23 protein-coding genes are annotated in these 25,701 nt (G+C 71.6%); 8 read left to right on the top strand and 15 right to left on the bottom strand.

Translation table 11 applies throughout. From position 1 onward, the window contains the following. Positions 1–196 precede the first annotated feature (196 nt). Positions 197–1,576 (bottom strand): argininosuccinate lyase, encoded by a 1,380-nt coding sequence (gene argH, locus BM396_RS08405; protein ID WP_043379341.1) that lies wholly within the window; start codon positions 1,574–1,576, stop codon positions 197–199. 42 nt (positions 1,577–1,618) lie between these two features. Here argH and BM396_RS08400 point away from each other — a divergent pair, with 42 nt between their 5' ends. The 3 genes from BM396_RS08400 (at position 1,619) to BM396_RS08390 (ending at position 5,344) form a co-directional block, all read left to right on the top strand. Continuing rightward, a complete protein-coding gene (locus BM396_RS08400) occupies positions 1,619–2,260 on the top strand; it encodes a thiol:disulfide interchange protein TlpA (protein WP_043351090.1) in 642 nt (213 codons plus the stop codon). Positions 2,261–2,329: 69 nt separating this feature from the next. After that, positions 2,330–3,526: a Na+/H+ antiporter NhaA gene (gene nhaA, locus BM396_RS08395; protein WP_043379344.1), complete on the top strand. Its 1,197-nt coding sequence runs from the start codon at positions 2,330–2,332 to the stop codon at positions 3,524–3,526. 60 nt (positions 3,527–3,586) lie between these two features. Beyond that, positions 3,587–5,344 (top strand): carbamoyltransferase family protein, encoded by a 1,758-nt coding sequence (locus tag BM396_RS08390; RefSeq protein ID WP_043379345.1) that lies wholly within the window; start codon positions 3,587–3,589, stop codon positions 5,342–5,344. A gap of 54 nt (positions 5,345–5,398) precedes the next feature. On the opposite strand, the gene BM396_RS08385 is transcribed toward BM396_RS08390, so the two are convergent. The 5 genes from BM396_RS08385 to BM396_RS08365 form a co-directional block, all read right to left on the bottom strand. After that, a complete protein-coding gene (locus BM396_RS08385) occupies positions 5,399–5,725 on the bottom strand; it encodes a hypothetical protein (protein ID WP_043351105.1) in 327 nt (108 codons plus the stop codon). 175 nt (positions 5,726–5,900) lie between these two features. Further along, on the bottom strand, positions 5,901–6,374 hold the full coding sequence (locus BM396_RS08380; protein WP_043379349.1) for an SRPBCC family protein: 474 nt from the start codon (positions 6,372–6,374) through the stop codon (positions 5,901–5,903). A 172-nt stretch (positions 6,375–6,546) separates the two neighbouring features. Next, complete coding sequence (locus BM396_RS08375; RefSeq protein ID WP_043379351.1) at positions 6,547–7,224, bottom strand: haloacid dehalogenase type II; 678 nt, start codon at positions 7,222–7,224, stop codon at positions 6,547–6,549. Between the two features lie 71 nt (positions 7,225–7,295). Beyond that, positions 7,296–8,822 carry a murein biosynthesis integral membrane protein MurJ gene (gene murJ, locus BM396_RS08370; RefSeq protein ID WP_043351082.1) on the bottom strand — a complete coding sequence of 509 codons (1,527 nt, stop codon included), beginning with the start codon at positions 8,820–8,822 and terminating at the stop codon, positions 7,296–7,298. Positions 8,823–9,021: 199 nt separating this feature from the next. Beyond that, entirely contained in the window at positions 9,022–9,621 is a 600-nt protein-coding gene (locus tag BM396_RS08365; protein WP_043351079.1) for a superoxide dismutase, read from the bottom strand. A gap of 301 nt (positions 9,622–9,922) precedes the next feature. On the opposite strand from BM396_RS08365, the gene BM396_RS08360 reads away from it, so the two are divergent. Continuing rightward, a complete protein-coding gene (locus tag BM396_RS08360; protein WP_043379354.1) occupies positions 9,923–10,795 on the top strand; it encodes a hypothetical protein in 873 nt (290 codons plus the stop codon). A gap of 130 nt (positions 10,796–10,925) precedes the next feature. Here the strand turns inward: BM396_RS08360 and BM396_RS08355 are convergent, their stop codons facing one another. The 4 genes from BM396_RS08355 to BM396_RS08340 form a co-directional block, all read right to left on the bottom strand. Continuing rightward, the gene (locus BM396_RS08355) at positions 10,926–12,641 is read right to left on the bottom strand and encodes a sensor histidine kinase (RefSeq protein WP_043379356.1); all 1,716 of its coding nucleotides are present in this window, start codon (positions 12,639–12,641) and stop codon (positions 10,926–10,928) included. 169 nt (positions 12,642–12,810) lie between these two features. Further along, on the bottom strand, positions 12,811–13,545 hold the full coding sequence (locus BM396_RS08350; protein ID WP_043379359.1) for a tRNA (guanine(46)-N(7))-methyltransferase TrmB: 735 nt from the start codon (positions 13,543–13,545) through the stop codon (positions 12,811–12,813). A gap of 345 nt (positions 13,546–13,890) precedes the next feature. Next, a complete protein-coding gene (metK, locus tag BM396_RS08345) occupies positions 13,891–15,069 on the bottom strand; it encodes a methionine adenosyltransferase (RefSeq protein WP_043379362.1) in 1,179 nt (392 codons plus the stop codon). Positions 15,070–15,240: 171 nt separating this feature from the next. Then, positions 15,241–15,648 carry a helix-turn-helix domain-containing protein gene (locus BM396_RS08340; RefSeq protein WP_043346443.1) on the bottom strand — a complete coding sequence of 136 codons (408 nt, stop codon included), beginning with the start codon at positions 15,646–15,648 and terminating at the stop codon, positions 15,241–15,243. Positions 15,649–16,216: 568 nt separating this feature from the next. Here BM396_RS08340 and BM396_RS08335 point away from each other — a divergent pair. The 3 genes from BM396_RS08335 to BM396_RS08325 all read left to right on the top strand — a co-directional run bounded on the left by BM396_RS08335 (position 16,217) and on the right by BM396_RS08325 (position 19,342). After that, complete coding sequence (locus tag BM396_RS08335) at positions 16,217–17,098, top strand: thermonuclease family protein (protein ID WP_051975933.1); 882 nt, start codon at positions 16,217–16,219, stop codon at positions 17,096–17,098. Between the two features lie 5 nt (positions 17,099–17,103). Further along, a complete protein-coding gene (locus BM396_RS08330; protein ID WP_043379364.1) occupies positions 17,104–18,588 on the top strand; it encodes a M48 family metalloprotease in 1,485 nt (494 codons plus the stop codon). A 73-nt stretch (positions 18,589–18,661) separates the two neighbouring features. Then, entirely contained in the window at positions 18,662–19,342 is a 681-nt protein-coding gene (locus BM396_RS08325) for a glutathione S-transferase family protein (protein WP_043379468.1), read from the top strand. Positions 19,343–19,373: 31 nt separating this feature from the next. On the opposite strand, the gene BM396_RS32700 is transcribed toward BM396_RS08325, so the two are convergent. From BM396_RS32700 to BM396_RS08305, 5 genes are all read right to left on the bottom strand, one after another. Further along, positions 19,374–19,529 (bottom strand): hypothetical protein, encoded by a 156-nt coding sequence (locus BM396_RS32700; RefSeq protein WP_167380420.1) that lies wholly within the window; start codon positions 19,527–19,529, stop codon positions 19,374–19,376. A gap of 85 nt (positions 19,530–19,614) precedes the next feature. Next, positions 19,615–20,052, bottom strand: coding sequence for an EamA family transporter (locus BM396_RS08320; RefSeq protein ID WP_043346438.1), 438 nt, complete (start codon positions 20,050–20,052; stop codon positions 19,615–19,617). Between the two features lie 182 nt (positions 20,053–20,234). Then, a complete protein-coding gene (locus tag BM396_RS08315) occupies positions 20,235–22,502 on the bottom strand; it encodes a xanthine dehydrogenase family protein molybdopterin-binding subunit (RefSeq protein WP_043379366.1) in 2,268 nt (755 codons plus the stop codon). A gap of 8 nt (positions 22,503–22,510) precedes the next feature. After that, positions 22,511–23,518, bottom strand: coding sequence for an FAD binding domain-containing protein (locus tag BM396_RS08310; RefSeq protein ID WP_043354027.1), 1,008 nt, complete (start codon positions 23,516–23,518; stop codon positions 22,511–22,513). Beyond that, entirely contained in the window at positions 23,515–24,039 is a 525-nt protein-coding gene (locus tag BM396_RS08305) for a (2Fe-2S)-binding protein (protein ID WP_043379471.1), read from the bottom strand. The genes BM396_RS08310 and BM396_RS08305 overlap by 4 nt, the downstream gene beginning before the upstream one ends. Before the next feature lie 273 nt (positions 24,040–24,312). On the opposite strand from BM396_RS08305, the gene BM396_RS08300 reads away from it, so the two are divergent. After that, on the top strand, positions 24,313–25,698 hold the full coding sequence (locus tag BM396_RS08300) for a M20/M25/M40 family metallo-hydrolase (RefSeq protein WP_043379370.1): 1,386 nt from the start codon (positions 24,313–24,315) through the stop codon (positions 25,696–25,698). Positions 25,699–25,701 lie beyond the last annotated feature (3 nt).

Genomic DNA, 25,701 nt, shown 5'->3' with positions numbered 1-25,701 from the left:
GGATGCGGCGCGACGGCCGCGGGGCGCTCACGGGCGGGTCGGCCCGGCCTGACGGATCAGGCCGGGTTCCGAATTCGCCCGCGCAACGCGGCCCCTCCGCCGTGAATCGACAAGGTCATGAACCCACTCTGACATCCGCCGGGCGCCACTGCCAAGGAGCACGGAGGAGCGGCGGAGGCCCGCGGGGCGCGCCGGCTCAGCCCAGCCGCTCGATCCAGGCCTGCGCCTGCCGCCGGACGTTGTCGGGCGCGGTGCCGCCGTAGCTGGTGCGGCTCGCCACCGAGTTCGCGACGCCGAGCACCGCGTAGACCGCATCGGTGATCCGCGGCTCCGCCTCCTGCATCTCGGGCAGCGACAGCGCCTCCAGCCCGACGCCCTTGGCGGAGGCGACGCCGACGAGACGGCCGGTGACGTGGTGGGCCTGCCGGAACGGCAGGCCGAGCTCGCGCACCAGCCAGTCGGCGAGGTCGGTGGCGGTGGCGTAGCCGGAGCCGGCGGCTTGGCTGAGCACCTCGGCGTTGGGCTCCAGATCCTTCACCATGCCGGTCATGGCGGCGAGGCACAGCGACAGGGCCTGGAGGGCGTCGAACGTCCCCTCCTTGTCCTCCTGCATGTCCTTCGAATAGGCGAGCGGCAGGCCCTTCATGACGATGAGCAGGCCGGTCAGCGCGCCGATGATCCGGCCGCTCTTGGCCCGCACCAACTCGGCGGCGTCGGGGTTGCGCTTCTGCGGCATGATCGACGAGCCGGTGGTGTAGCCGTCCGACAGGCGCACGAAGTTGAACTGGGCCGAAGTCCAGACCACCAGTTCCTCGGCGAAGCGCGACAGGTGCACCGCGCAGATCGAGGCCGCCGCCAGGGCCTCCAGGGCGAAGTCGCGGTCGGCGACGGAATCCAGGGAATTCGCGGTCGGCCGGTCGAAGCCAAGGGCCGAAGCGGTGGCGTGCCGGTCGATCGGGAAGGAGGTGCCGGCGAGCGCCGCGGCGCCCAGCGGGCACTCGTTGAGGCGCGCCCGGGCGTCGCGGAACCGGCCCCGGTCCCGGGCCAGCATCTCGACATAGGCGAGGCAATGGTGGCCGAAGGTCACCGGCTGCGCCGACTGGAGATGGGTGAAGCCCGGCATCACGGTGCCGGCGTGCTGCAGCGCCGTCTGGCTGAGGGCGCGCTGCAGATCGGCGGCCTGCTGGTCGAGCGAATCCAGGGTGTCGCGCACCCAGAGCTTCATGTCGGTGGCGACCTGGTCGTTGCGCGAGCGCGCCGTGTGCAGGCGGCCGGCGGCCGGCCCGACGATCTCGGTCAGGCGGCTCTCCACGGACATGTGGATGTCCTCGAGCTCGCGCTTGAACGTGAAGGTGCCGGCCTCGATCTCGTCGCGCACGGACTTGAGCCCGGCCTCGATCGCGGCCACATCCTCCGCCGGCAGGATGCCGGCTTGGCCCAGCATCGCCACATGCGCCAGCGAGCCGCGGATATCCTGGGGCGCGAGGCGCTTGTCGAACCCGATGGAGGCGTTGATCTCCTCCATGATCTCCGCCGGGCCGCTCGCGAAGCGGCCGCCCCACATCCGGTTGCTCATGTCGATCCTTCCGCGCCCTGACCGTCCCGAGGCCCGAGCCTGATGCCCGGCCGCACGCCCATCCTGGCCGGCGCGGGCGTCGCCGCGCTCGCCGTCCTCGGCCTCGCCCTATACGGGAGCGGTCTCCTGCCCGGCAACATGGGCGGCGCCCTTCAGCCCTGCGCCGCCGCCAAGCCCGCCCTCGCCCGGGTCGACGCCGCCGCGAAGGGCGAGGTCGCCGCCATGCAGGCCCTGCCACAGGCCCGGCCCGCGCCGGACATCCGCTTCAAGGGGCCGGACGGCGCCGAGACCGGCCTCGCCGACCTCAAGGGCCGGCTGCTCCTCGTGAATCTCTGGGCGACGTGGTGTGCCCCCTGCAAGGCCGAGATGCCGGCCCTCGACCGGCTCCAGGCGCAGATCGGCGGGCCCGACTTCCAGGTCGTCGCCATCAACGTCGACACCCGCAACCTCGAGACGCCGCCGGCCTGGCTGAAGCAGGCCGGCATCCGCGACCTCGCCTTCTATGCCGATCCCGGGGGCCGCGTGCTTCCGATCATCCAGCGCGACACGCAATCGCCCGGCCTGCCGACCACGATGCTGATCGACGCGCAGGGCTGCACCCTCGGGGTGATGAAGGGACCGGCCGCGTGGTCGAGCCCGGACGGGCTGGCCCTGATCCGCGCGGCGCTGGGACGGACGTCATAGAGGTTGGCGCCATAGAGGTTACGGTCGCGCCCTTGCGCCCACCTGGGATGCGCGGCAAGGCCTGCTGCGATGACATCTCCCCACACCGCGCCGCGGAGGCGGGGCCCGCGCCCCCTCTCGATCATCCGCACGCTGCTCGCCGGCGAGGCGGTGGGCGGGCTGATCCTGATGGCGGCCGCCGCCCTGGCGCTCGTCGTTGCCAACGGGCCGTTCGCCGAAACCTACGCGCACGGGCTCCACGCGGCCCTCGGGCCGATGAGCGTCCAGCACTGGATCAACGACGGCCTGATGGCCGGGTTCTTCCTGCTGGTCGGGCTGGAGATCAAGCGCGAGGCCCTCGACGGGCGGCTGCGGACCTGGCCCGACCGGATCCTGCCCGGCTGCGCGGCTTTGGGCGGCATGGCGGTGCCGGCCGCCTTCTACGCCCTGGCCAATCTCGGCGCCGGCACCCTGCGGGGCTGGGCGATCCCGGCGGCCACCGACATCGCCTTCGCGTTGGGGGTCCTGGCGCTCCTCGGATCGCGGGTGCCGGTCTCCCTCAAGATCTTCCTCAGCGCGGTCGCCATCGTCGACGATCTCGGCGCCGTCGTGGTGATCGCGCTGTTCTACAGCTCCGGCCTCGACCTCACCATGCTGGGGCTCGCCGCCCTGGTGGTGGCCGCCCTCTACGGCCTCAACCGGGCGGGGATCGGATGGCTTCCGGCCTACGGGCTCCTCGGCCTCGTGCTCTGGGTCCTCGTGCTGCGCTCCGGGATCCACGCGACGATCGCGGGCGTGCTGCTCGCGCTCACCATCCCGATCCGGGTCAGCCCGGGCCGGCCGGAGGATGCGCTCTCGCCCCTGCACCGGCTGGAGCACGCCCTCGCCCCCTGGATCACCTACTTGGTGGTGCCGGTCTTCGGCTTCGCCAATGCGGGCGTGGACCTCTCCGGCCTCACCCCCGAGGCCCTGCTCCAGCCGGTGACGCTCGGCATCGCGGCGGGGCTGTTCCTCGGCAAGCAGGCCGGCGTGTTCGCGAGCCTCCGGCTGGCGGTGGCGCTGGGATGGGCCAAGCGCCCGGCCGGGGCCGGCTGGGGGCAGGTCTACGGGGTCGCGGTGCTGTGCGGCATCGGCTTCACCATGAGCCTGTTCATCGGCGGCCTCGCCTTCCCGGATCCGGAGCATGAGACCGCCGTGAAGCTCGGCGTGCTCGCGGGCTCGGTCCTGTCGGGGCTCGCCGGCGCGGCGATTCTGCTGCTGGCCAAGCCGCGGACCGCCACGCGATAGCGGCGTCCCGCGCACGAGGCGGGATCCGCTGCGCGGAAAAATGCGCTACCCCGCGTCGGCATGCGCTTCTATCTCGGCCTCGCCACCACCTTCCACGACCCGGCCCTCGCCCTGGTCGGACCCGACGGCACCCTGCTCTTCGCCGAGGCGGCGGAGCGGGTCCTGCAGTACAAGCGCGCGCCGAACTGCGAGCCGGACGCCCCGGCCGTGATGGCGTCGCTGCTGAAGGACCACGTCCCGCCGGGCTCCGAACTCGTCGTCGCCTCCAGCTGGGGCCCGCAATTCACCGACTTCCTGCGTGGTCAGGCGGGCACCGGCGCCTTCGACCTCATGGCGCTGTCCGCCCACACCACGGCGCTCAACCGCTCCTTCGTGCCCGAGCAGGCCGAGCGGGTGTTCATCGCCGACCTCCACGGCGCGCAGGAGCGGGCCGGCCATGGCACCCTGCTGGCCCTGAACCAGGAAGCCCGGATCACCGGCGCGGCGCCCCGGGCGACCATCGCCGGGCAGCGGCGCTACCCGCACCACCTCTGCCACGCCGCCTACGGCCTCTGGGGCAGCCCCTTCGACACGGCCACGGCCCTGGTGGTCGACGGCATGGGCGAGACCGGCGCGGCGGCGATCCACCGCCTGGAGGGCGGCCGGATCACGGAGCTGCGCCGCCATCGCGGGCGCGGCTCGCTGGGGTTCCTGTACGGGCTGATCACGGATCTCGCCGGCTTCGACCAGGTGAAGGGCGAGGAGTGGAAGATCATGGGGCTCGCCCCCTACGGGCGGTCCGATCCGGATCTCGCCGCGCTGCTCGGCCGGCTCTGCACGGTCGAAGGCCACCGCCTGCGCTATGCCGACGCGGAGACGATCCGCTCCGTGGCCGCGGAGATCCGCGCCCGCCGCCCCGCGGACGCCCTGGAGACCGGCTGGGCCGATCTCGCCCGCTGCGGCCAGGATCTTTTCGGCACCCTCATGGACGCGCTGGTGGCCGAAGCCTACGCCCTGGCGCCCGCCGAAAACCTCGTGATCGCCGGCGGCTGCGGGCTGAACTCCTCCTACAACGGCCGGGTGCTCGGCCGCTCCGGCTTCACCCGGCTGCACGTGCCCTCCGCCCCGGCGGATGACGGCAACGCCGTGGGCGCCGCGTGGCTCGCCTACGCGGAGGACCATCCGGACTGGGCGGGGCCGCCGCACGCGCAGCGCCCGCTGACCCCCTATCTCGGCTCGCGGGTCTCCACCGGCCCGATGGAGCGGCTCGCCGAGCAGGAGCCCCGCGCCAAGCGCGTCGGCCACGCGGAGGCGACGCGCGCGGCGGCGCGGATCCTCGCCGAGGGCGGCCTCGTCGGCTGGGTGCAGGGCCGGGCGGAGTTCGGGCCCCGGGCGCTCGGCAACCGGTCGATCCTGGCCGATCCGCGGCCGGAGGGCGCCAAGGACGCCCTCAATGCCAAGGTGAAGTACCGGGAGGCGTTCCGGCCGTTCGCGCCGTCGATCCTGGCCGAGGCCGGGCCGGACTGGTTCGAGGATTACGCCGACAGCCCCTACATGGAGCGCACCCTGGTCTGGCGGGAGGCGGTCCGGGCCCGGGTTCCGGCCGTGGTCCACGCGGACGGGACCGGCCGGCTCCAGAGCGTCACGGCGGCGCGGAACCCGGCCTACGCGGCCCTGATCGGCGCCTTCGCGGCGATCACCGGCGTGCCGATCCTGCTCAACACGAGCTTCAACGTGATGGGCAAGCCGATCCTCCACGGCGCGGAGGACGCGATCCTGATGTTCTATACCACCGGCCTCGACGCCCTCGTGGTCGAGGATTGGCTGGTGGTGAAATGAAAAGCGCCGCGCCCCCGGGGGACGCGGCGCCGGTCGCGCGACCGCGCGGATGCCTTACTCGCAGACCTCGACGCGGCGGTAGGTGAACTCGCCGTCGCCGAGCCATTCCTTGCGGCGCTCGTAGTGGCAGATCGGGCCACGGCGCTCGCGCACCACGATGGTCTCGGGCTCCTCGACCACGACGCGGCGCGGGCGGTACTCCGGCGGGGGCGGCGGGGGCGGCGGGTTCGCGCCGTTGACGAGGGCGCTGCCGACCATGCCGCCGACGACGCCGGCCGCGAGGCCGCCGACGATGGCACCGGTCTGGTCGCGGGCGGTGGCCGGGGCGACCGCCCCGAGCACCAGGGTCGCCGCGAGGGCTGCGGCCCCAGCGCGAATCATCGTGAAGGAACCGTTCAAGGACACGCGAAAGATCTCCCGTTCGTGTTGAGGACGATCCAACACCGGGAGGATTAAGAATCCCCGAAGTGGGCCAATTGAATTGTGTGCCGGATATGGCATCGGCCCGTCCGAAGTTCCTGGGCGGAGGCGCGCAGGGCCCGCCTCCGCCGGCCGGCTACTTCGCCTTGTCGGCGATGCCCTTCAGGCCGGCCTCATAGACGCCCGCGATGGCCTCTTCCGCTTTCGCGTCGGGAGCGCCCTTGGCCTTGAACGTCCCTTTCCAGGTCACCTTGGAACCGCTGCCGGCCTTCGCGACCATGATCGTGGAATGATAGTCCGTGACGGGCAGCGGGCCTTCCAGGATGGTGTAGGTGTAGTCCATCTTGGTGTCGTTGCGGGATTCCTCCTCCTCGACGATCGTCCCGCCACCCTTCAGGCTGAGCGTCCGGACCGCCTTGCCGCCCTTCTTCGACAGGGCGCATTTCTCGATCACCGGATGCCAGTCGCCGATCCCGCAGAACCCGCCGATCGTCTTCCACACGGCTTCGGGCGACGCGGCCACATCCACCGACTTGGTGACGTCCAGGGCCCAGGCCGGCCCCGCCGCCCCGAGGCAGATCGCGGCGGCCGCCAACAACATACGCTTCATCAGTCGCTTCCTCCCGCTCGACGCTCGATTTCCCGGCGTCCGAGTCAGGCCCAAACCAAGAGCGACACGCCCACGTTGCAAGGTCGACTTTAGTCCAAGACGCGGCCGAAAAATTCCGCCCCGGCCGCGCTGCGGGCCATCCGGTGCACCGCGTCCCCCGCGGGCTCGGATGTCAAAGCAGACCGTCGAGGGCCCCGATCACGACCGTCGGCGCCGAATCCATGTACTCGTCGGGCAGGCCCTTGCGGTTGACCCAGGCGGTCCGGAACCCGAAGACCCCGGCCCCCGCCACGTCCCAGCGGTTCGACGAGCAGAACAGCACGTCGCCCTGCCCCACCGCCAGCCGGGTCAGGGCGATCCGGTAGGCGTCGGGATGGGCCTTGAACACCTGCGCGTCGTCCACCGAGAGAACCGCGTCGAGGTGGTCGGCCAGCCCCGCCGAGGCCACCGCCCGGTCGACCATGGCGGCGTTGCCGTTGGTGAGCACCGCCGTGCGGATCCCGTGCTTGCGCAGGGCCGCCAGCACGCCCGGCACCTCCGGATAGGCATCGAGGTCGCGGTAGGCGTCGAGGAGCCGCTCGCGCAGGCCGGGATCGACCTGCGGGTGGACCGCCAGGGCGTAGTCGAGGGCCCGCACGGTGAGGTCCCAGAAGGCCGCGTACTGGCCCATCAGCGACAGGGTCCAGCTGTATTCGAGCTGCTTGTTGCGCCAGACCTCGGAGAGGTGGGCGGCGTCCGGCCCCACCGCCTCGGCGTAGCGCTGGACCGCGGCGTTCACGTCGAACAGTGTGCCGTAGGCGTCGAACACCGCGGCCTTCACGCCCGCGAGGGGTCCTGATGCGTCGGTCATGGTGTTCCTCACTCGGTGCTCTCGCCCGATCTGGGGCCGGACCCGCGCTGCGGCGAGCCCGGCCGGGTCACTCAGGCCCGGCGCAGGCGCAGGCCGAACAGGTGCAGCAGGCCGGCCAGCAGGCCGCCATAGACCAGCGCTCCCACGAGCCCCAGCACCGCCAGGACGACGAGGTCGCGCCCGTGCGGGAGGGCCGGCACCAGCGCCTGGACGAGTCCCTGGCCGAAGACGGCGACCGCCGCCAGCCCGAGGCAGGCCAGGGCCACCCCGGCGACGGTGAGGCCGAGCGTGCGCCCCGGCGCCGTCCAGTTCCGGCGCTTGGCCAGGACGAGCAGCAGCAGCAGGTTCACCCATTGGCTGACCGCGGTGGCGAGCGCCAGCCCGGTGACGCCGTAGGGGCCGGTCAGCCAGAGCTTCAGGACCACGTTGACGCCGATCGCCGTGAGGGAGGCCCAGAGCGGCGTCTTGGTGTCCTGGCGGGCGTAGAAGCTCGCCACGGCGCTGCGCACCAGCACCACCGCCGGCAGCGCCAGCCCGTAGGCCGCCAGCACCGAGGCCGCCCGGGCCGCATCCTCGGCGCTGAAGGCGCCGCGCTGGAACAGGGCCGCCATGATCAGGCCCGGGATGGTCAGGAAGGCCACGGTGAACGGCGCCGACAGGGCCAGGGAGAAACCCGCGGCCCGGTTCTGCGCCGCGTGGGCCCCGGCCACGTCGCCGCCCGCGATCCGGCGGCTCATCTCCGGCAGCAGGACGGTGCCGGCCGCGATGGCGATGACGCCGAAGGGCAGCTGGTAGAGCCGGTCGGCGTAGTAGAGCGCCGAGACCGCCCCGGTGGGCAGCCAGCTCGCGATGATCGTGTCGGCGAAGGCCGCGATCTGGAAGCCGGCCGAGCCGACCACCGCCGGACCGAGCACCGTGAAGAAGCGCTTCAGCGCCGGATCGAGGCGCGGGACGGCGAGGTCCGGCATCACCCGGACCCGGCGGCAGCCCCACCAGAGCAGGCCGAACTGGAGCACGCCGGAGACGGCGACGCCCCAGGCGGCGGCATAGGCGGCGTTCGGGAACAGGAAGCTCACACTCAAGGCCGCCAGCATGGCGAGGTTGAGCAGGACCGGGGCGCCCGCCGCCACCGCGAAGTGCCGGTGGGCGTTCAGGATGCCCGACAGCAGCGTCACCAGCGTCATGAACAGCAGGTACGGGAAGGTGATGCGGGTCAGCGCCACGGCGAGCTGGAAGCGCTCGCCGTCCTCGGCAAAGCCCGGCGCCAGGGCGTGGACCACCCAGGGCATGGCCGGCAGGGCGAGATTGAGCAGCACGAGCTGCACGATCAGCATCAGGGTGAAGACGCGGTCGGCGAAGCGGTGCGCCGCCCCGGGCTCGCCGGCCTCCGCGAGCCCGGCATAGGCCGGCACGAAGGCGGTGTTGAACGCGCCCTCGCCGAAGATCGCGCGGAAGTGGTTCGGGAGCCGGAAGGCGACCACGAAGGCGTCGGCCATGGGCCCGGCGCCCATCACGGCGGCCATCACCACGTCGCGGGCGAAGCCGGTGACGCGGGAGACCAGCGTCCAGCCGCCGACGGACAGGATGGAGCGGATCATGGGGCGGGGCGCTGCCGGGATGGTGTCTCCCACCGCGGAGGCGGATAGGCGCGCCCTGGGAACGTCGCGGAGGTCGCTGGGAGGGAAATGGCCGGACCCTTTGCACCGGGTCATCCGGCGTCGGGCGCATCAAGAGCCGGTTTCCGCCGCCACCTCAAGGGTGCCGCGGACACAAAGCCCGCGGCACCGGGGAAACGCCTCAGCGGGTCGCCTCGGCGTACATCTTCTCCACGTGCTCCCAGTTCACGAGGTTCTCGATGAACGCCTTCAGGTAGTCGGGCCGGCGGTTGCGGTAGTCGATGTAGTAGGAGTGCTCCCACACATCGACGCCGAGGATCGGCTTGGCGCCGTGGACCAGCGGGTTCTCGCCGTTCGGGGTCTTCATGATCGCGAGCTTGCCGTCCTTGACGGCGAGCCACGCCCAGCCCGAGCCGAACTGGCCGACGCCCGCCTGGATGAAGTCCGCCTTGAACTTCTCGGCGCCGCCGAGATCCTCGTCGATCTTCTTGGCGATCGCGCCGGGGATCGCGCCGCCGCCATTCGGCTTCATCCACTGCCAGAAATGGATGTGGTTGTAGTGCTGGCCGGCGTTGTTGAAGAGCGGCTGATTCGTGTTGTAGGCGGCCTTGACGATCTCCTCGACGCTCTTGCCCTGGAGATCCGTGCCCTCAAGCAGCTTGTTGCCCGTGTCGACATAGGCCTTGTGGTGCTTGTCGTGGTGGAACTCGAGGGTTTCCTTCGACATGTACGGCCCCAGCGCGTCGTAGGCGTAGGGCAGTTCCGGCAGGGTGAAGGTCATCGCGTCTTTCTCCGCTTAGCAGGGGGCGGCCTCGTCCCCGGCGGGGGGTCCCGAGTCGAGAGCCCGCTAGGTAAGTCGGCGACCGCGGGACGGCAACGCCGTTCGGCCGCAGCGCGGGACGTTCCGTCGATCCCGAAGCCGCGGCGGCGGATCGGTCCGCGCGGCGGATTGCCGGGTGAGATCCGGACTATTCCGCTTTCCCGGACAATCTCAGCTCCGAGTTTTGCAATATGACCGGTAGGCCTTACTGTGCGACCGCCTTGAGTGCCGGCCGTCAGCCGGCCCGTGTCTAGAGAGTATCATGATCGCTGCGCTGTTCGCGCTCGCCGCCGCCATGATCATCGGGGGCTGCGCCGCCGTGATCCAGGGCTTCCCGTACGTGCGTCTGGAGAGCGGGCTCGCGATGGTGATCGCGGGGTCTGTGGCGGCCTCGTCGGGTGCGGTCCTCCTCGGCCTCGGCGTGGTGGCCCTCGGTTTCCGACGGGTCGAACGGGCGATCGGGCGGGGTCCGATGGCCGGCGCGCGGGAGGCCACCGCGGGCGCCGCACCGACCATGTCCCCCGACGAGGGCCGGATCCGGCTGCCGCCGGTCCTGCCGGCGGCGCCCGCCTTTATCGTGCCTTCGGTGGTGGAGCCGGCCTTCGACCCCGAGCGCCCCCGGATCGAGCCGAACCTGGAACTTCGGGCCGACGAGGCCCGCACGCCCGTCGCGGGTCCCTCGTTGGCCGAGGTGGAGAGACCCGTTCCGGCCGAGCCGCCGCCGCTGCATGTGGCGCCTCCCGTCCACGTGGCCGAGCCGATCCGCGCACCCGCGCCGGAAGCCCCGAAGGCCGAAGCCGCGCTCGCGCCCGACGACGACCTGTTCGCCGCCCCCGAGCCGCCTCCGGAATCCCGGTCGGAGGAGCCCCATAAGGGACCGCAGGAGGGACCGCAGGAGGAGACACCCGCCCTGCGCCCGAGCCTCGACACTCCCCCCGAGCCCGAGCCGGCTCCGAAGCCCGCCACGCGCACCGTGGTGGGGCGCTACGCCTCGGGCGGCAACACCTACGTGATGTTCGAGGACGGCTCGATCGAGGCGGAGACGCCGCAGGGCCGCTTCACCTTCGGGTCGCTCGACGAGCTGAAGGCCTTCGTGGACGGCGGCGGCGAGGCCGGGACCCGCGGCGCGGCCTGACCCCCGCGTCCGCGCGCGCGCAGCGCAGCGACCCAGGGCCGCGCGCCGTCTGCGGGCGCGGTGCGCTGCTCGATGGCCCCGTCCCCCGCAAGGACGGTGACCTGTCCGAGCCGGCGGCGGGGACGCGGCCTCACACCAGCGGGTTGAGGTTGTCGTTGCGCGGCGGGATCGGCGCCCGCATCGTCAGGGCGAAACCGCCGGGGGCGTAGTCGGTCGTTACCTCGGCCTGGACCTGGGTGATCAGGACGCGTTGCAGCAGGCGCGACCCGAAACCCTGACGGCTCGGCGGCGAGACGGGGGGACCGCCCGTCTCACGCCAGGAGAACCGCAGGATCCCGGCCGGTCCGCCGGGCTCCAGCGACCATTCCACCGCCACCCGCCCGGTGCGGTTCGAGAGCGCCCCGTACTTCGCGGCGTTGGTGGTCAGTTCGTGGATCGCCATGCCGATCGGGACCGCGATCTCGGAGGGCAGGTCGATCGCCGGCCCGTCGAGGCTGATGCGGCCCTCGGCGCCGCCGTCCGGCGCCACCTCCGCGTAGGGCTTCAGCTCGTTGCGCAGGAGGTTGGCCAGGGACGCCATCTGCCACGTGTCCTCGGTGAGGACCGAGTGCGTATGCGCCAGGGATTTGATGCGCCCGACGAACGCCTCGTAGAAGCTCTCGATGCTCGACGCCGTCCGCGCCGTGGAGCCGACGATGGCCTGGACGGTGGCCAGCGTGTTCTTCACCCGGTGATGCAGTTCCCGGATCAGCAGGCTCTGGCGCTCCTCCGCGACCCGGCGGTCGGTGACGTCCGCGACGACGCCGATCAGGCGGCGCGGCAGGCGGCCGGGGGCGTCGCGCTCGAACCGCCCGGCCATGTCGATCGTGCGCCACACGCCGTCGGACTTGCGCCGGATCCGGCCGCTGATGTGGAGATCGCCGTCCTCCCGCAGCGCCTTGGAGATCGCCCGGCGGACCGCGGGACGGTCTTCGGGATGGAGGATGTCGTTGAGGAACTCGGTCTTGCCGATCGTCCCATCCTCGGGCGTGTGCCCGAAGATCTCGTACATGTGCTCGTTCTCCCAGATCGCCTGGTCCTCGAGCATGTGCCACTCGAAGATCCCGAGCTTGGCGACCGTGGTCGCGACCCGCAGGCGCTGGTCGCGGGACAGGATCTCGTCCCGGGCCTCGACCCGTGTGGTGATGTCCTGGATGACGCCGACCATACTGGCCGGTCTGCCGTCCGGGCCCGGCACGGCCTGCCCCCGCACCCGCAGGATCACGGAGCGCCCCGCCACCGTCGTGGCCGTGTCGAACTGATAGGGCTCGTCGGTTCCGGCCGCGTCGTCGATGAGCGCGCTCAGGCGGGTGAGTTCCGCCTGCGACAGGCCGGTCTTGAGCGCCTCCCACGAGACGGAGCGACCCGGCGGCCGGCCGAGGATGCGGGCGGCGCGGCGCGACAGGGTGAGAAGGCCCGTCGCCCGGTCCCAGCGCCATTCCCCGAGCCCGGCGGCCGCCAGCGCCTCCCGGTTCGCCTCGGAATGGGCGGCCGCATCCACGTCGACCGCCTCGACGACCAGGGTCAGGCCTGCGCGCCGGACCCGCACGTCGAGGGAGGTGCCGTCCGAGCGGCGCCAGAACTGGAGGCCGTCCCGGAGCCCCTCCGGTCCCTCGGTCAGGAGATCGGTGGCCGGCCGCCCGGGCAGGGCGCCCTGCGGCCAGCCGAGGAGATCGTGCAGCGCCCGATTGGCGGCAGCGATCGTCGCCTCGTCCGCCGACAGCACGACGAGGCCGATCGCGGCGTCGTCGAAGCCGGTGCGGGACGGGTCCGCCGCCGCCGGGTCCTGCCCCACCCTCTCATTCACTCGGAAGAATCCTCGAACGTGCCGTGGCACGCTCCCGCCGGAGATGAACCCCGCCCCGCGATCCGCAACCGCGGCGGGACTTCAGGATGGCGATCGAGCGTGACTGTGGCAAGGCGTTCCGCTCCGCCTGCGGCGACCCGGCGCCCGGGCGGCGCGATCGAGGCCGGTCTCAGCGCGGATACCGGGCGAATTCCAGGTAGGTGGGCCGCCGCCCCGCTTCCAGCGCCTTGGCCTCGTAGCGCGTGCCGGGCCAACCCGGGAAGGGCTGCGTCCAGTCCTGCGCACCCCGTGCCGTCCAGGTGAGGTCCGGGCAGCGCGCGGCCCGGACCAGCGTCCAGCCGGCGTAGTCGTCGATGTCGCTGGCGAAGCGGAACAGGCCGCCATCCTTCAGCACCCGGCCGATCTCGGCGAGCGAGGCATCGGAGACGAAGCGGCGCTTGCGCTGCCGGCGCTTGGGCCAGGGATCGGGATAGAGCAGGTAGACCCGATCGAGGCAGGCATCCGGCAGGCGCGCCAGGAGGGCGGTCACGTCCGCGTCGCGGATGCGGACGTTGCGCAGACCCTGCGCCTCGATCGCCGCCAGCAGCTTGACCACACCGTTCACGAAGGGCTCGGCGCCGATGATGCCGACGGTCGGCTGCGCGGCCGCCTGGGCGGCGAGGTGCTCGCCGCCGCCGAAGCCGATCTCCAGCCAGAGCGCCTCGGGCGGCGCCGCCATCGCGGGAAACAGCGTCCGCGGATCGAGGGGCCGGTCGTCCGGCGGCAGGTCGATGCGCAGGGCCGGCAGAAGCTCGGCGAGCCGGCGCTCCTGCTGGCCGCGCAGGCGCTTGCCCTTGCGCCGGCCGAAGAAGGCGCGCTCCAGCTCCTCGGCCGGCGGTGCGGCGCGTCCAGACGTGTCAGACATGGTCACGGTGCGCCGTCGAAGGGCTTGCGCATCTCAGCGGGGTTGCTCGGCGGCGTGGGACCTTCGTCCCGTGCCGGTGTCTCGCGCCGTCGGTCCGGGGGCCGCGGGCAAGCCCGGATCCGGGATCGCCGTCCCGACGCGGATCCGGATCCGCCGGCGCGTCTGGATGCGGACTCCGCGGGGCGGCCCCGGATGAGGGAGCGGTTGCCGGCCCGAGCCGGCCACCGGTCGGACCCAGGCATGGGGGCGCCGATCGCGGTGGGTGTGCGTCCGGAGCAGGCCCCGGACGACACCGGAACCGGCGCTGCCCCGAACCCGCTCCGCGGGTCCGGGGCGATTCAGTCCTCAGGCGAGGGCGGACTTCAGCTTGCCGGCGAGGTCGGTCCGCTCCCAGGAGAAGCCGCCATCGGCCTCCGGGGCGCGGCCGAAATGGCCGTAGGCCGAGGTGCGCGCGTAGATCGGCTTGTTAAGGCCGAGCGCCGTGCGGATGCCGCGGGGCGACAGGTCCATGGCGTCCATCAGCACGGCTTCGAGCTTGGCCTCGTCCACGTTCCCGGTGCCGTGCAGGTCCACGTAGATCGAGAGCGGCTTCGAGACGCCGATCGCGTAGGCGAGCTGGATCGTGGCGCGGCTGGCGAGGCCCGCGGCCACCACGTTCTTGGCGAGGTAGCGCGCCGCGTAGGCCGCCGAGCGGTCGACCTTCGTCGGATCCTTGCCGGAGAACGCGCCGCCGCCATGCGGGGCCGCGCCGCCGTAGGTGTCGACGATGATCTTGCGGCCGGTCAGGCCGGCATCGCCGTCCGGACCGCCGATCACGAACTTGCCGGTCGGGTTCACGTGCCAGGCCGTGCCCTCGTTGACCCAGCCCTGCGGCAGGGCCTTGAGGATGTAGGGCTCGACGATGGCGCGCACGTCCGCGGAATCGAGGGACTCGTCGAGGTGCTGCGTCGACAGCACGATCTGCGTGACCTCGACCGGGCGGCCGTTCTCATAGCGGACCGTGACCTGGCTCTTGGCGTCGGGCCCGAGCTTGGCGGCGTCGCCCTGCTTCGCCTTGCGGGCGTCGGCGAGGTCCTTGAGGATCTTGTGGGCGTAGAAGATCGGCGCCGGCATCAGCTCGGGGGTCTCGTCGGCGGCGTAGCCGAACATGATGCCCTGGTCGCCCGCGCCCTCGTCCTTGTTGCCGGCGGCGTCCACGCCCTGGGCGATGTCGGCCGACTGGGCGTGGAGGTAGATGGCGACGTCGTTGTTCTTCCAGTGGAAGCCCGACTGCTCGTAGCCGATATCCTTCACGGCCTCGCGGGTCAGGGCCTCGAGGTCCTTGAAGGTGACCGAATCGGGCCCGCGCACCTCGCCGGCGATGACGATGCGGTTGGTGGTGGCGAGGGTCTCGACGCCGAGCCGTGCCTCCGGCATCGCCGCGAGATAGGCGTCGACGACGGTGTCGGAGATTCTGTCGCAGACCTTGTCGGGGTGCCCCTCGGACACGGACTCGCTGGTGAACAGATAGTTTGAGCGCGGCATCAGACGGCCTCGGTTTCAGAGGTACGCCGTCGCGATCGCGGCGTTAGACCCTTCATGGGGCGGGCGTTCTCGCACCCGAGCAGTGGACGGTCAAGATGGAGGAACGAACGGATCCGCTATAACGAACGAAACGACCGAAAGAACGGCCGCCCCGGGGATCCCGCCGCGGCCTCAACCGCCGATCTTGCTCTCCAGGGCGCGGATGGCGTCGGCCACGTCGCGGCGCGCTTCCTCGGAGAAGTTTTCGGTGATGTGACGGCCCACGATTTCGGCCAGCCCCTTCAGGCCGCCATCCGACAGGGCCGATTGCTCGCGCTCGCCGAAGCCCGGCGCGACGAAGTCATCGTTCCGGGGCATGCCTTTGAAGAAGTAATCCATCGGCACGCCGGTCATCCGCGAGAAGATATCGAGATGGACGGCGCTGATCCGGTTGGTGCCCTTCTCATACTTCTGGAGCTGGGCAGCAGACATACCGAAGCTCTGCGCGACGCGGCGCTGTGTGAGCGACGCCTTCCGGCGCTGCTCGGCGATGCGTTGCCCGACATAAACGTCGCGCTGATCGGTCTTCTGGCCCGCCATGAAGTGCTCGTCCACCCCCGCCATGAATCCTGGCAGCAAAGCTTAGCGCGGCCCTCGGTACTTGTCACCGGCAGGCGGTCACCGTGGCGGACGATTTGCGCGCGGCTCCGCGGCCGGAGAGAATTGCAAGACGCGAAAACTTGGCGTCCCCGGCAGGGCTCGAACCTGCGACCCCAGGTTTCATACCACTTCGGCTTTCGCCGCCGCGTCCCGAAGGCTCGCGTTCGTGGCCTGGACTATCCCTTCACCGTGGGCCGGATCGCCTCCAGCCGTTAGGTGCCGCCCGTCTAGTCTCTACACCTTCCCGCCGGGGCACCGTCGGGCTTGGCTCGGGATCGGCAGAGCATCGGACGCCTGAGCGCCGATGCCGGAAGCTTTCCCCGACTTTGAGCGGATCCGCCGCGTGGTTTCCCGACGCGACGCCCAATTGAACCTGCTTAGGAAACCTGTGCTCTGTCCAGCTGAGCTACGGAGACAACCGCGTGCTCCATAGCATTCTCCCCGTCCGAGGCCAACCGCGCCCGGTGGAAAGGCGGACGGCCGGGGCTCGCGGCCTCGGGGGTGTTCCATGGGCGGGATCACGGGCTGGAAGAGACAGCGGAGCGCGGCAGCGGCGCGGGTGGTGCGCGCAGCGGTGCGCGCGGTCGTGCTCACGGCCTCCCTCGCCGCGACGCCGGGCGTCCTGCCGGTCCGGGCCGCCCCGCGGACCAGCCTGTCCGAATGCATGGTGGGGCCGGCGCGCGTCGAGGTCATCGCGGGGATCGGTCCCCGGGGGGAGATCCGCCTCGCGTCGGGCGTCCGGGCGGTGCCGGACTCGCTGCGGTGGCCGGACGCGCCGGAGGCCGCATCCGCGGCCCAGGCCTGGCTGGAGGCCCGTCTGGGCGCCAGGGTCACGATGATTCCGCGCGGGCAGCCCGACCGCTGGGATCGGGTGCGGGCCGATCTCCTGATCGCGGAGGGTGAGGAGGATCTGGCGGGCGGCCTCATCGGGGCGGGCCTCGCCGTCGCGGACGCGAACGAGGCCGATTCGCTCTGCCGCCCCGCCCTGCGCCTCGTGGAGGCGGCGGCCCGCGCACGCAGGCTCGGCCTCTGGCGCGCGCCGCTTCCAGGGGCGCAGGACGGCCCGGCGCTCCGGGCGAAGGCGGGGCATTTCGTCGTCGTGGAGGGGCGCATCCGCCATATCGGCGAGCGGGGCGCGCGCACCTATCTCGATTTCGCGGCCCGGGGCACGGACGGGCTCACGGTGACGGTATCGAAACGCACTTGGCGAATGATGCGCGCCCGTGGTTTGAGTGCGGCCTCGCTCGAAGACCGGCGCGTGCAGGTGCGCGGCCTCCTCGAGGTCCGGCGCGGCCCGACCTTGGAGGCCGCCATCGACGGGATCGAGGTTCTGGACGAGGCGGACCGGCCGGAGGCCGGTCCGGACGGGGAACGGGAATTGCGGCGCTGATCGCGATGGGCGGGATCACGGGTCACATCATCGGGGCGTGCGTCCACGGGGCGGGACGCCGCCCGCGCGGTGCGGCGGCGCTCGGCGGGCTCGCCCTGCTGCTCGGCGCCTGCGTCGCCGACCAGACCGAGGCGACCGTGCGGCCGGCCGTGGTCCGGGTGCCCGCGGAGGCGCCGCGCACGACGGGCCGCGAGCGCGCCGCGGACGCCGACCACCTCAAGCTCGTGGCCTCCTTCGGGGGCGAGGCGCGGGCGCCCAACGTGATGCGGCTGCTCACGGAGGTGACGGACCGCCTCGTGCGGGCCAGCGACCGGCCCGATCAGAGCTACACGGTGACGCTCCTCGATTCGCCGGTGGTCAACGCCTTCGCGCTGCCGAACGGGCGGCTCTACGTGACCCGCGGCCTCGTGGCCCTGGCGAGCGACACCTCCGAGGTGGCCGCCGTCCTGGCGCACGAGATGGCCCACGTGACCCTCAACCACGCCACGGCCCGCAGCGAGCTGGAGCTGCGCTCGGCGCTCGTCAGCCGGGTCGTGGCCGACGTGCTGAACGATCCCGATACCGGCGCGCAGCTCCAGCACCAGTCCCGCTTCGCCCTGGCCCGGTTCTCCCGCGAGCAGGAACTGGAGGCGGACGCCACCGGCGTGCGCACCCTCGCCAAGGCCGGCTACGATCCGTTCGCGGCCGGGCGCTTCCTCACCGCCCTCAGCCGCTCGACCGGGCTGAAGGCCGGCAGCGCCAACGCGCCCGACATGCTGGCGACCCATCCGGGCACGGCCGAGCGCATCACCCAGGTCACCCGGGCGGCCCGCCGCATCGGCGCGCCGGGCATCGGCACCGACGACCGCGCCACCTATCTCGCGGCGGTGGACGGCCTCGCCTACGGCGACAATCCGCGCGACGGCGCGGTGCGCGGGCACCGCTTCATCCATCCCGGCCTCGGTATCGCCTTCGAGGTGCCGGAGGGCTTCACCCTGGAGAACACCCGCTCGGCGGTGCTCGGGACGACCCAGGACGGCAGCCGGCGCCTGCTGTTCGACCAGATCGAGGCCAAGGAGGGCCAGCCCCTCGACGCGGTGCTCAAGGCGAGCTGGAACGACGCCTTCGACCCGGCCGGCTTCGAGACCCGGGAGGTCGGCGGCCACCCGGCGGCCTTCGCGCTGTCGCGGGGGAAGGAGTGGACCTTCCGCCTCGCGGCGATCCGGATCGGCGATTCGACCTACCGGATGATCATGGCCGCCAAGGGCACCGCCGATCCCGACCCGGCCTTCCGCCGCTGGACCGCGACCCTCGTCGCCGTGTCGCCGGACGAGGCGGTCCTGCGTCCCCTGCGGCTGCAGGTGGTCCAGGCGATGTCGGCCAATGCCGAGGATCTCGCCCGCCGCATGGCGGTGCCCGACCGGGCGCTCGACCGGTTCCTCGTCCTCAACGGCCTGGAGCGCGGCGCCGCGCTGGTGCCGGGTCGCGGCTACAAGATCATCGTGGAATAGCCGCCCTGCGCGGCGGCGGCTTGTGCGTTCGCCCGGCCCGGACATCCTGCCGGGGTCGTTCAGGGAGAGCGCCGTGATTCGATTCTTCTACAATCTCAGCCCCAACCCCATGAAGGTCGCCCTCTGCCTCGAGGAGATGGCGCTGCCCTACGAGCCGGTGCCGGTCGATACCCGCAAGGGCGAGCAGTTCGATCCCGCCTACACGGCGGTCAACCCGAACGGGAAGGTGCCGGCGATCGTCGACGGCGATGTGACCGTGTTCGATTCGAACGCGATCCTGATGTATCTGGCGGGCAAGACCGGCCGGTTCCTGCCGGAGGGCGAGCCGGTCCGCGGCGAGATGCTGTCGTGGCTGATGTTCGTGGCGACCGGCATCGGGCCGTTCTCCGGCCAGTGCGTGCATTTCCGCCACTTCGCGCAGGACGGGGGCGCCTACGCCACCGAACGCTACACCTTCGAGGCGCGCCGGCACTGGGGCATCCTCGACCAGCGCCTCGCCGACCGCACCTACGTGCTGGGCGACACCTACACGATCGTCGACATGGCGGTCTGGGGCTGGGCCCGGATGGTGCCGTTCATCCTCGGCGAAGGCGCCTTCGGGGACCTGCCCAACGTCAAGCGCCACCTCGATGCGCTCAACGCGCGGCCGGCCGCGCAGGCCGCCGAGGCGCTGAAGGGCCGCCACGCCTTCAAGGCCGAGATGGACGACGAGGCCCGGAGCTTCATGTTCCGCGCCGTGAACAGCGCCGCCTGACGCTCCGCCGGATCCGACCGCTCCCTTCGCCTCAGGGCGCGGGAGCGGTCACCGTGAGCATCGGCAGGGTGACGGAGAGCGTGCCGGTCGGTGTCCGCTCGGTACCGAGCGTCAAACAGGCGGCGAGGCCGAGACACAGGGCGAGACCGATCAGCGAGGTCTCGAAGCCACGATAGACCCAATCCATGACGGTCCCCGTTCGCGAGGGACCGTCAGGATGCGCTCCACCGGTTAACGGATCTGTGCGCCGGCACGCATCCGCTGACCAGCGCTTACCAGCCGGATGCGACGAGGGCGGCCCCGGCGGCGATCAGGCCGACGCCCATCCAGGCGGCGAGGCTGAGGGTTTCGCCGAGCAGGGTGGCGCCGAGGATCGCCACCAGCACGACGCTGAGCTTGTCGATCGGCGCGACCCGGGCGGCGTCGCCCAGCGACAGGGCCCGGAAGTAGCAGAGCCAGGACGCCCCGGTGGCGAGCCCCGACAGGGTGAGGAAGACGAGGCTGCGGCCGGAAATCTGCGCGAGGCCGCCGGCCTGCCCTGAGCCGACGACGATCGCCCCGGCGAAGACCAGGATCACGGCGGTCCGCACGAAGGTCGCGACATCCGACTGGACGCCCGAGACCCCGACCTTGGCGAGGATCGCGGTGAGTGCCGCGAAGCCGGCGGCGGCGAGCGCCCAGAAGCGCCAGGAGTGCAGCAGGTGGCTCACGGAGCTCTCACGCCGTTTCGGTTCCGAGCGCTCGGCGCCTTCGCGCGCGGAGCGACAGGCGGCGTGCCACGCCGACCGAGCGCGCACCCCCAGATCGCATCACGGCGCTCGCGATGCGGATGCGCCCGTGGACGTTGATGTGACCGCCGCGCCCGGGGCGCGGCGGCGCTCGGATCTCGGCTTCAGAGCAGCTTGTCGATCGTGATCGGCAGGTCGCGCACCCGCTTGCCGGTGGCGTGGAACACCGCGTTGGTGATCGCCGCCGCGGTGCCGACGATCCCGATCTCGCCGAGCCCCTTCACGCCGAGCGGGTTCGCCTTGTCCTCCTCCGCCACGAAGATCACGTCGATGTCGTAGATGTCGGCGTTCACCGGCACATGATACTCGCCGAGATTGTGGTTCATGAACCGGCCGATCCGGTGGTCGAGCATCGACTCCTCCTCCAGGGCCGAGCCGATCCCCATGACGACGCCGCCGAGGATCTGGCTGCGCGCGGTCTTCGGGTTGAGCACCTTGCCGGCCGCGATCGCCGAGACGACGCGGGTCACCCGGACCTGACCCAGCTCCTCGTCGACCTTCACCTCCACGAAGATCGCCGAATGGGTGTAGGCCTCGTATTTCTGATTGAAGTCCTTGTCGGGCCCGGCCTGTTCGACCGCCTCGACCTTGTCGATGCCGGCCGCCTGCATCACCTCGACCAGGGAGACGCTGCGGCCCGGATCGCCGGCAACCGAGATCCGGCCGTCCGCGAAGACGGCCCGGTCGAAGTCGACATTGGCGAGCGGCGAGTTCTCGAGCCCGCGGGCGAGCTTGAACACCTGTTCGCCGACGTTGCGGCAGGCCTTCATCACGGCGGTGCCCGAGGAGGCCGCCGTCCAGGAGCCGCCGGCGACCGGCGCCTCCGGCAGGCGGGTGTCGCCGAGCTTGGTCGTCACCGCGTCCATCGGCAGGCCGAGGGTGTCGGCGGCGATCTGCGTCAGGATCGTATAGGTGCCGGTGCCGATATCGCCGGTGGAATTGCCCACCGTCAGGCGGCCGTCCGGCGTCAGGGTCGCGATGGCGCTCGACTGCATCATCATCGATTCCCAGATGCCGGTGGCCACGCCCCAGCCGACGAGCTCCCGCCCCTCGCGCATGGAGCGGGGCTCGGGATTGCGCTTCGCCCAGCCGAAGCGCTCGGCGCCCTGCCGGAAGCAGCTCTTCAGCTCCTTCGAGCCGAAGGGCTTCCCCTGGGCGGTGGCGTCGGATTCGGCGTAGTTCTTCAGCCGCAGGGCGATCGGGTCCTGGCCGGTCGCATAGGCGAGCTCGTCCATGGCGGTCTCGATGGCGAAGACCCCGGTCACGGCACCGGGGGCGCGCATGTCGCCCGGGGTGGCGGTGTCGAGCTTGGCGATGCGGTAGGTCAGGGCCACGTTCTGGCAGCGGTAGAGAACCCCCGACCAGTTGACGATCACCTCCTGGTAATCCTCGAAGGTGGAGGTGCCCTGGACGGCGTCGTGCCGCAGCGTCGTCAGCGTGCCGTCCGGCTCGGCGCCGAGCGCGACGGTCTGGAGCGCCTCGCCCCGGTAGGTGAAGGACCACATCTGGTCGCGGGTCAGGGTGACCCGGACCGAGCGCTTCAGCTCCTGGGCGGCCAGCATCGCCAGGAACGCCTGGTATTGGGGGCGCAGGCCGGAACCGAAGCCGCCGCCGAGATAGGGGTTGAGCACCCGGACCTGATCGGGCTTCAGGCCGAACACGTTGACGAGGTACTGGTGGCTGTTCGAGACGCCCTGGATCTTGTCGTAGACCGTGTAGGTCCCGTCCTGCTCCACCACCACCGTGGTGGCGTGCGGCTCCATCGGGTTGTGGTGCTCGTTGGCCATGCTGTAGCCGCCCTGCACGCGGATCGGCGCGCTGCCGAACGCCTGGTCGGCGTCGCCCCACGGAGCCGGCGGCGGCTTGATGCCCTCGCGCTTGGTGGGCGGATCGTAGGCGTCGCCGCGCACGGCCTTGAGGTCGGTGACGGGCTCCTGCATCGCGTAGCTGACGCGGACGAGGGACGCGGCGTAGCGCGCGGTCTCGAAATCTTCCGCCACCACCAGGGCGACCGGCTGGCCGCTGAACACGATCAGGTCGTCGTAGAGGGCGCGGAAGGGCGAGCCGGGGGGCGCCACCGCGTCCTGGAAGTTCTTGTCCCGCCACGCGGTGCGCGGCCGGTTCGCGTGGGTAATGACCTTGAGGACGCCCGGGACCGCCTCGGCCTCGGCGGACTCGATGGCGGTGATCCGGCCCTTGGCGATGGAGCTGGACACCACATAGCCGTAGGCGAGGTCGGGCGCGGCGAACTCGCCCGCGTACTTGGCGAGGCCGGTGACCTTGGCAGGGCCGTCGATGCGGCTGCGCGGCGTGCCGACGAAGGTGTCGCGGCCGGTGGAGCTGAAGGTCTGGGGGTTCGAGGTCTGGGTCATGGCGGGGCCTACTGGATGCGCTTGTCGCTGAGCGACTGGGGCGTGCCGGCGGCGGCCTGTTCGAGGCCGCGCACGATGGCCCGCCGGGCGAGATCGATCTTGAAGCCGTTCTCCGATTGCGGCTTGGCTTCCGCCACGATCAGGTCGGCCGCGTCCTGGAAGCTCGCGCGGGTGGCGGGCTTGCCTTCGAGCAGGGCCTCGGCCTCGCGGTTGCGCCAGGGCTTGTGGGCGACGCCGCCCAGCGCGAGGCGCGCGGTCTTGATCCGGTCGCCGTCGAGTTCGAGCCCCGCCGCCACCGAGACCAGCGCGAAGGCATAGGACAACCGGTCGCGCAGCTTCAGGTAGGTGAAGTGCTGCGGGAAGCGGCTCTCCGGCAGGTCCACCGACACGACGATCTCGCCGGGGGCGAGGTTCGTGTCCGTCTCGGGGGACTCCCCCGGCAGGCGGTGGAATTCGGAGAACGGGATCGACCGCTCGCCCTGCGGCCCGTTCACCTGCACGGTGGCCTCCAGGGCGGCCAGCGCGATGCACATGTCGGAGGGGTGCGTGGCGATGCACTTGTCGCTCGTGCCGAAGATCGCGTGGATGCGGTTCATCCCGCCGATCGCCGGGCAGCCGGAGCCGGGCGCGCGCTTGTTGCAGGGCGTGGCCACGTCGTAGAAATAGTAGCAGCGGGTCCGCTGCAGCAGGTTGCCGCCCGTGGAGGCGGCGTTGCGCAGCTGCGCCGAGGCGCCGGCCAGGATGGCGTTGCGCAGGAGCGGATAGCGCGCCGTCACTCTGTCGTCGTACGCCACCTTGGCGTTGGTCACGAGCGCCCCGATCCGGAGCCCGTCCCCGTGCGCCTCGATCCGGTCGAGGGGCAGATGGGTGATGTCGATCAGCCGGCCCGGCTTCTCGACCTCGTACTTCATCAGGTCGATCAGGTTGGTGCCGCCGGCGATGAAGCGGGCCCCGGCCCCGAAGGCCTGCACCGCCTCCGCCACCGTGCCGGCGCGGACGTAATCGAAGCGGTTCATCGGGCGTCTCCCTGCATGACGTCCTCGATGGCGTCGACGATGTTGGTGTAGGCGCCGCAGCGGCAGAGGTTGCCGCTCATCGCCTCGCGGATCTCGTCCCGGGTGTGGGCGTGGCCCTCGTTCATCAGGCCCACCGACGAGCAGAGCTGGCCGGGCGTGCAGTAGCCGCACTGGAAGGCGTCGTGCTCGATGAACGCCTCCTGGATCGGGTGGAGGGCGTTGCTGCCCGCCCGGTCGCCGAGGGCGGCGAGCCCTTCGACCGTGGTGATCTCGGCCCCGTCCTTCATCACCGCGAGGGTCAGGCAGGAATTCACCCGGGTGCCGTTCACCAGCACCGTGCAGGCGCCGCACTGGCCGTGGTCGCAGCCCTTCTTGGTGCCGGTGAGGTCGAGCCGCTCGCGCAGCAGGTCGAGGAGCGTGGTCCAGGGCGCGACGCGGAGTTCGCGCCGCTGCCCGTTGATCGTCAGCGTGATGCCGATGGGCGTATCCGCCGACACCGGCGGCTGGGTCTCGAGTCGCATGATGTCGTCCACGGTCTGGGCCGGCCGGGGCCGGGCGGGAACGGATCGGCCGAAGCGGCAACCGGCAGAGACGCGCGGGCACCGGCCTGAGGGCTCGATCGATAACCATTCCAATCTGCGCCTGTTCCGGTGCGCGCTGTCTCACCCCATGATCGCTGGCGGGTCCGCGAAGCGGCTCCGGGGCCAATCAACCCGTCCTCCGACGTTGCCGCCCCCGCCCCGCCTCGGCTAACCCTCGTCCCGCAGAGTCCCCGCCGCACCCCGGAGCCCCCGATGGCCGCGCTCGACGCGATCCTCAACGACATCGACACGGATCTCGAGAACGCCCTGGAGCGGCTGTTCGCCTTCCTGCGGATCCCGTCGATCTCCACCGATCCCGCCTATGCCGGCCAGTGCCGCGAGGCCGCCGCCTGGCTCGCCAAGGACCTGACCGCGCTGGGCTTCGAGACCTCCGTCGAGGAGACCTCGCTCCATCCGGTCGTGCTGGCCCACAAGCCGAAGCCCGGAGCGCCGCACGTCCTGTTCTACGGCCATTACGACGTGCAGCCCGTCGACCCCCTCGACCTGTGGACGACGCCGCCCTTCGAGCCGCACCTCGCCGATGACGGGCAGGGCGGCAAGAAAATCGTCGGGCGCGGCGCCTCCGACGACAAGGGGCAGGTGATGACCTTCGTGGAGGCGTGCCGGGCCTATATCGCCATGCACGGCGAGTTGCCCTGCGGCGTCACGATCCTGATCGAGGGCGCCGAGGAGAGCGGCTCGCAGGGGCTCCCCGAATGGGTCGCCGCCAACCGCGACCGGCTCGGCTGCGACGTGGTCCTCGTCTGCGACACCGGCATGTGGGACCGGAAGACCCCGGCCATCACCTCGTCCCTGCGCGGCCTCGCCTATTTCGAGGTGAAGGTGACCTGCGCCGACCGGGACCTGCATTCGGGCTTCTTCGGCGGCGCCGCCCGCAACCCGATCCACGTCCTGTCGAAGATCATCGCCGACCTGCACGATGCCGACGGTCGCGTGACGATCCCGGGCTTCTACGAGGGCGTGCACGAGCGCCCGCCCGAGGTGCTGGAGCAGTGGCGCGGCCTCGGCCTGACGCCGGAGACCCTGCTCGGGCCGATCGGCCTCAAGGAGCCCGCGGGCGAGCGCGGGCGCATGCCGATCGAGCTGGTGCAGTCGCGCCCCTCCTGCGACGCCAACGGCATCATCGGCGGCTATACCGGCGAGGGCACCAAGACGGTGATCGCCTCGACCGCCTCCGCCAAGGTCTCGTTCCGCCTCGTGGACGACCAGGATCCGAAGCGGCTCGCCGAGAGCTTCGAGGCGTTCGTGCGGGAACGCGTGCCGGCAGATTGCCGGGTCGAGGTCATCACCTACAAGGGCTCGCGGGCGATCAGCCTGCCCTTCGACATGCCGCAGCTCGGAGCCGCCAAGGCCGCGCTGCAGGACGAGTGGGGCGTGCCGGCGGTGACCGTCGGGGCCGGCGGCTCGATCCCGATCGTCGGCGACTTCAAGCGGATCCTCGGGCGCGACACCCTGCTGATCGGCTTCGGCCTCGACGACGACCGGATCCACTCGCCGAACGAGAAGTACGACCTGACGAGCTTCCACAAGGGCACGCGCTCCTGGGCGCGGATCCTCGCGGCCCTCGGCCAGGGCTGAGCC

The sequence above is a fragment of the Methylobacterium sp. UNCCL125 genome (genome assembly GCF_900116795.1).
GTDB classification, from domain to species: domain Bacteria; phylum Pseudomonadota; class Alphaproteobacteria; order Rhizobiales; family Beijerinckiaceae; genus Methylobacterium; species Methylobacterium fujisawaense.
The sequence above is the reverse complement of the archived record's forward strand: the minus strand, read 5'-3'. Positions and strand labels throughout refer to the sequence as shown.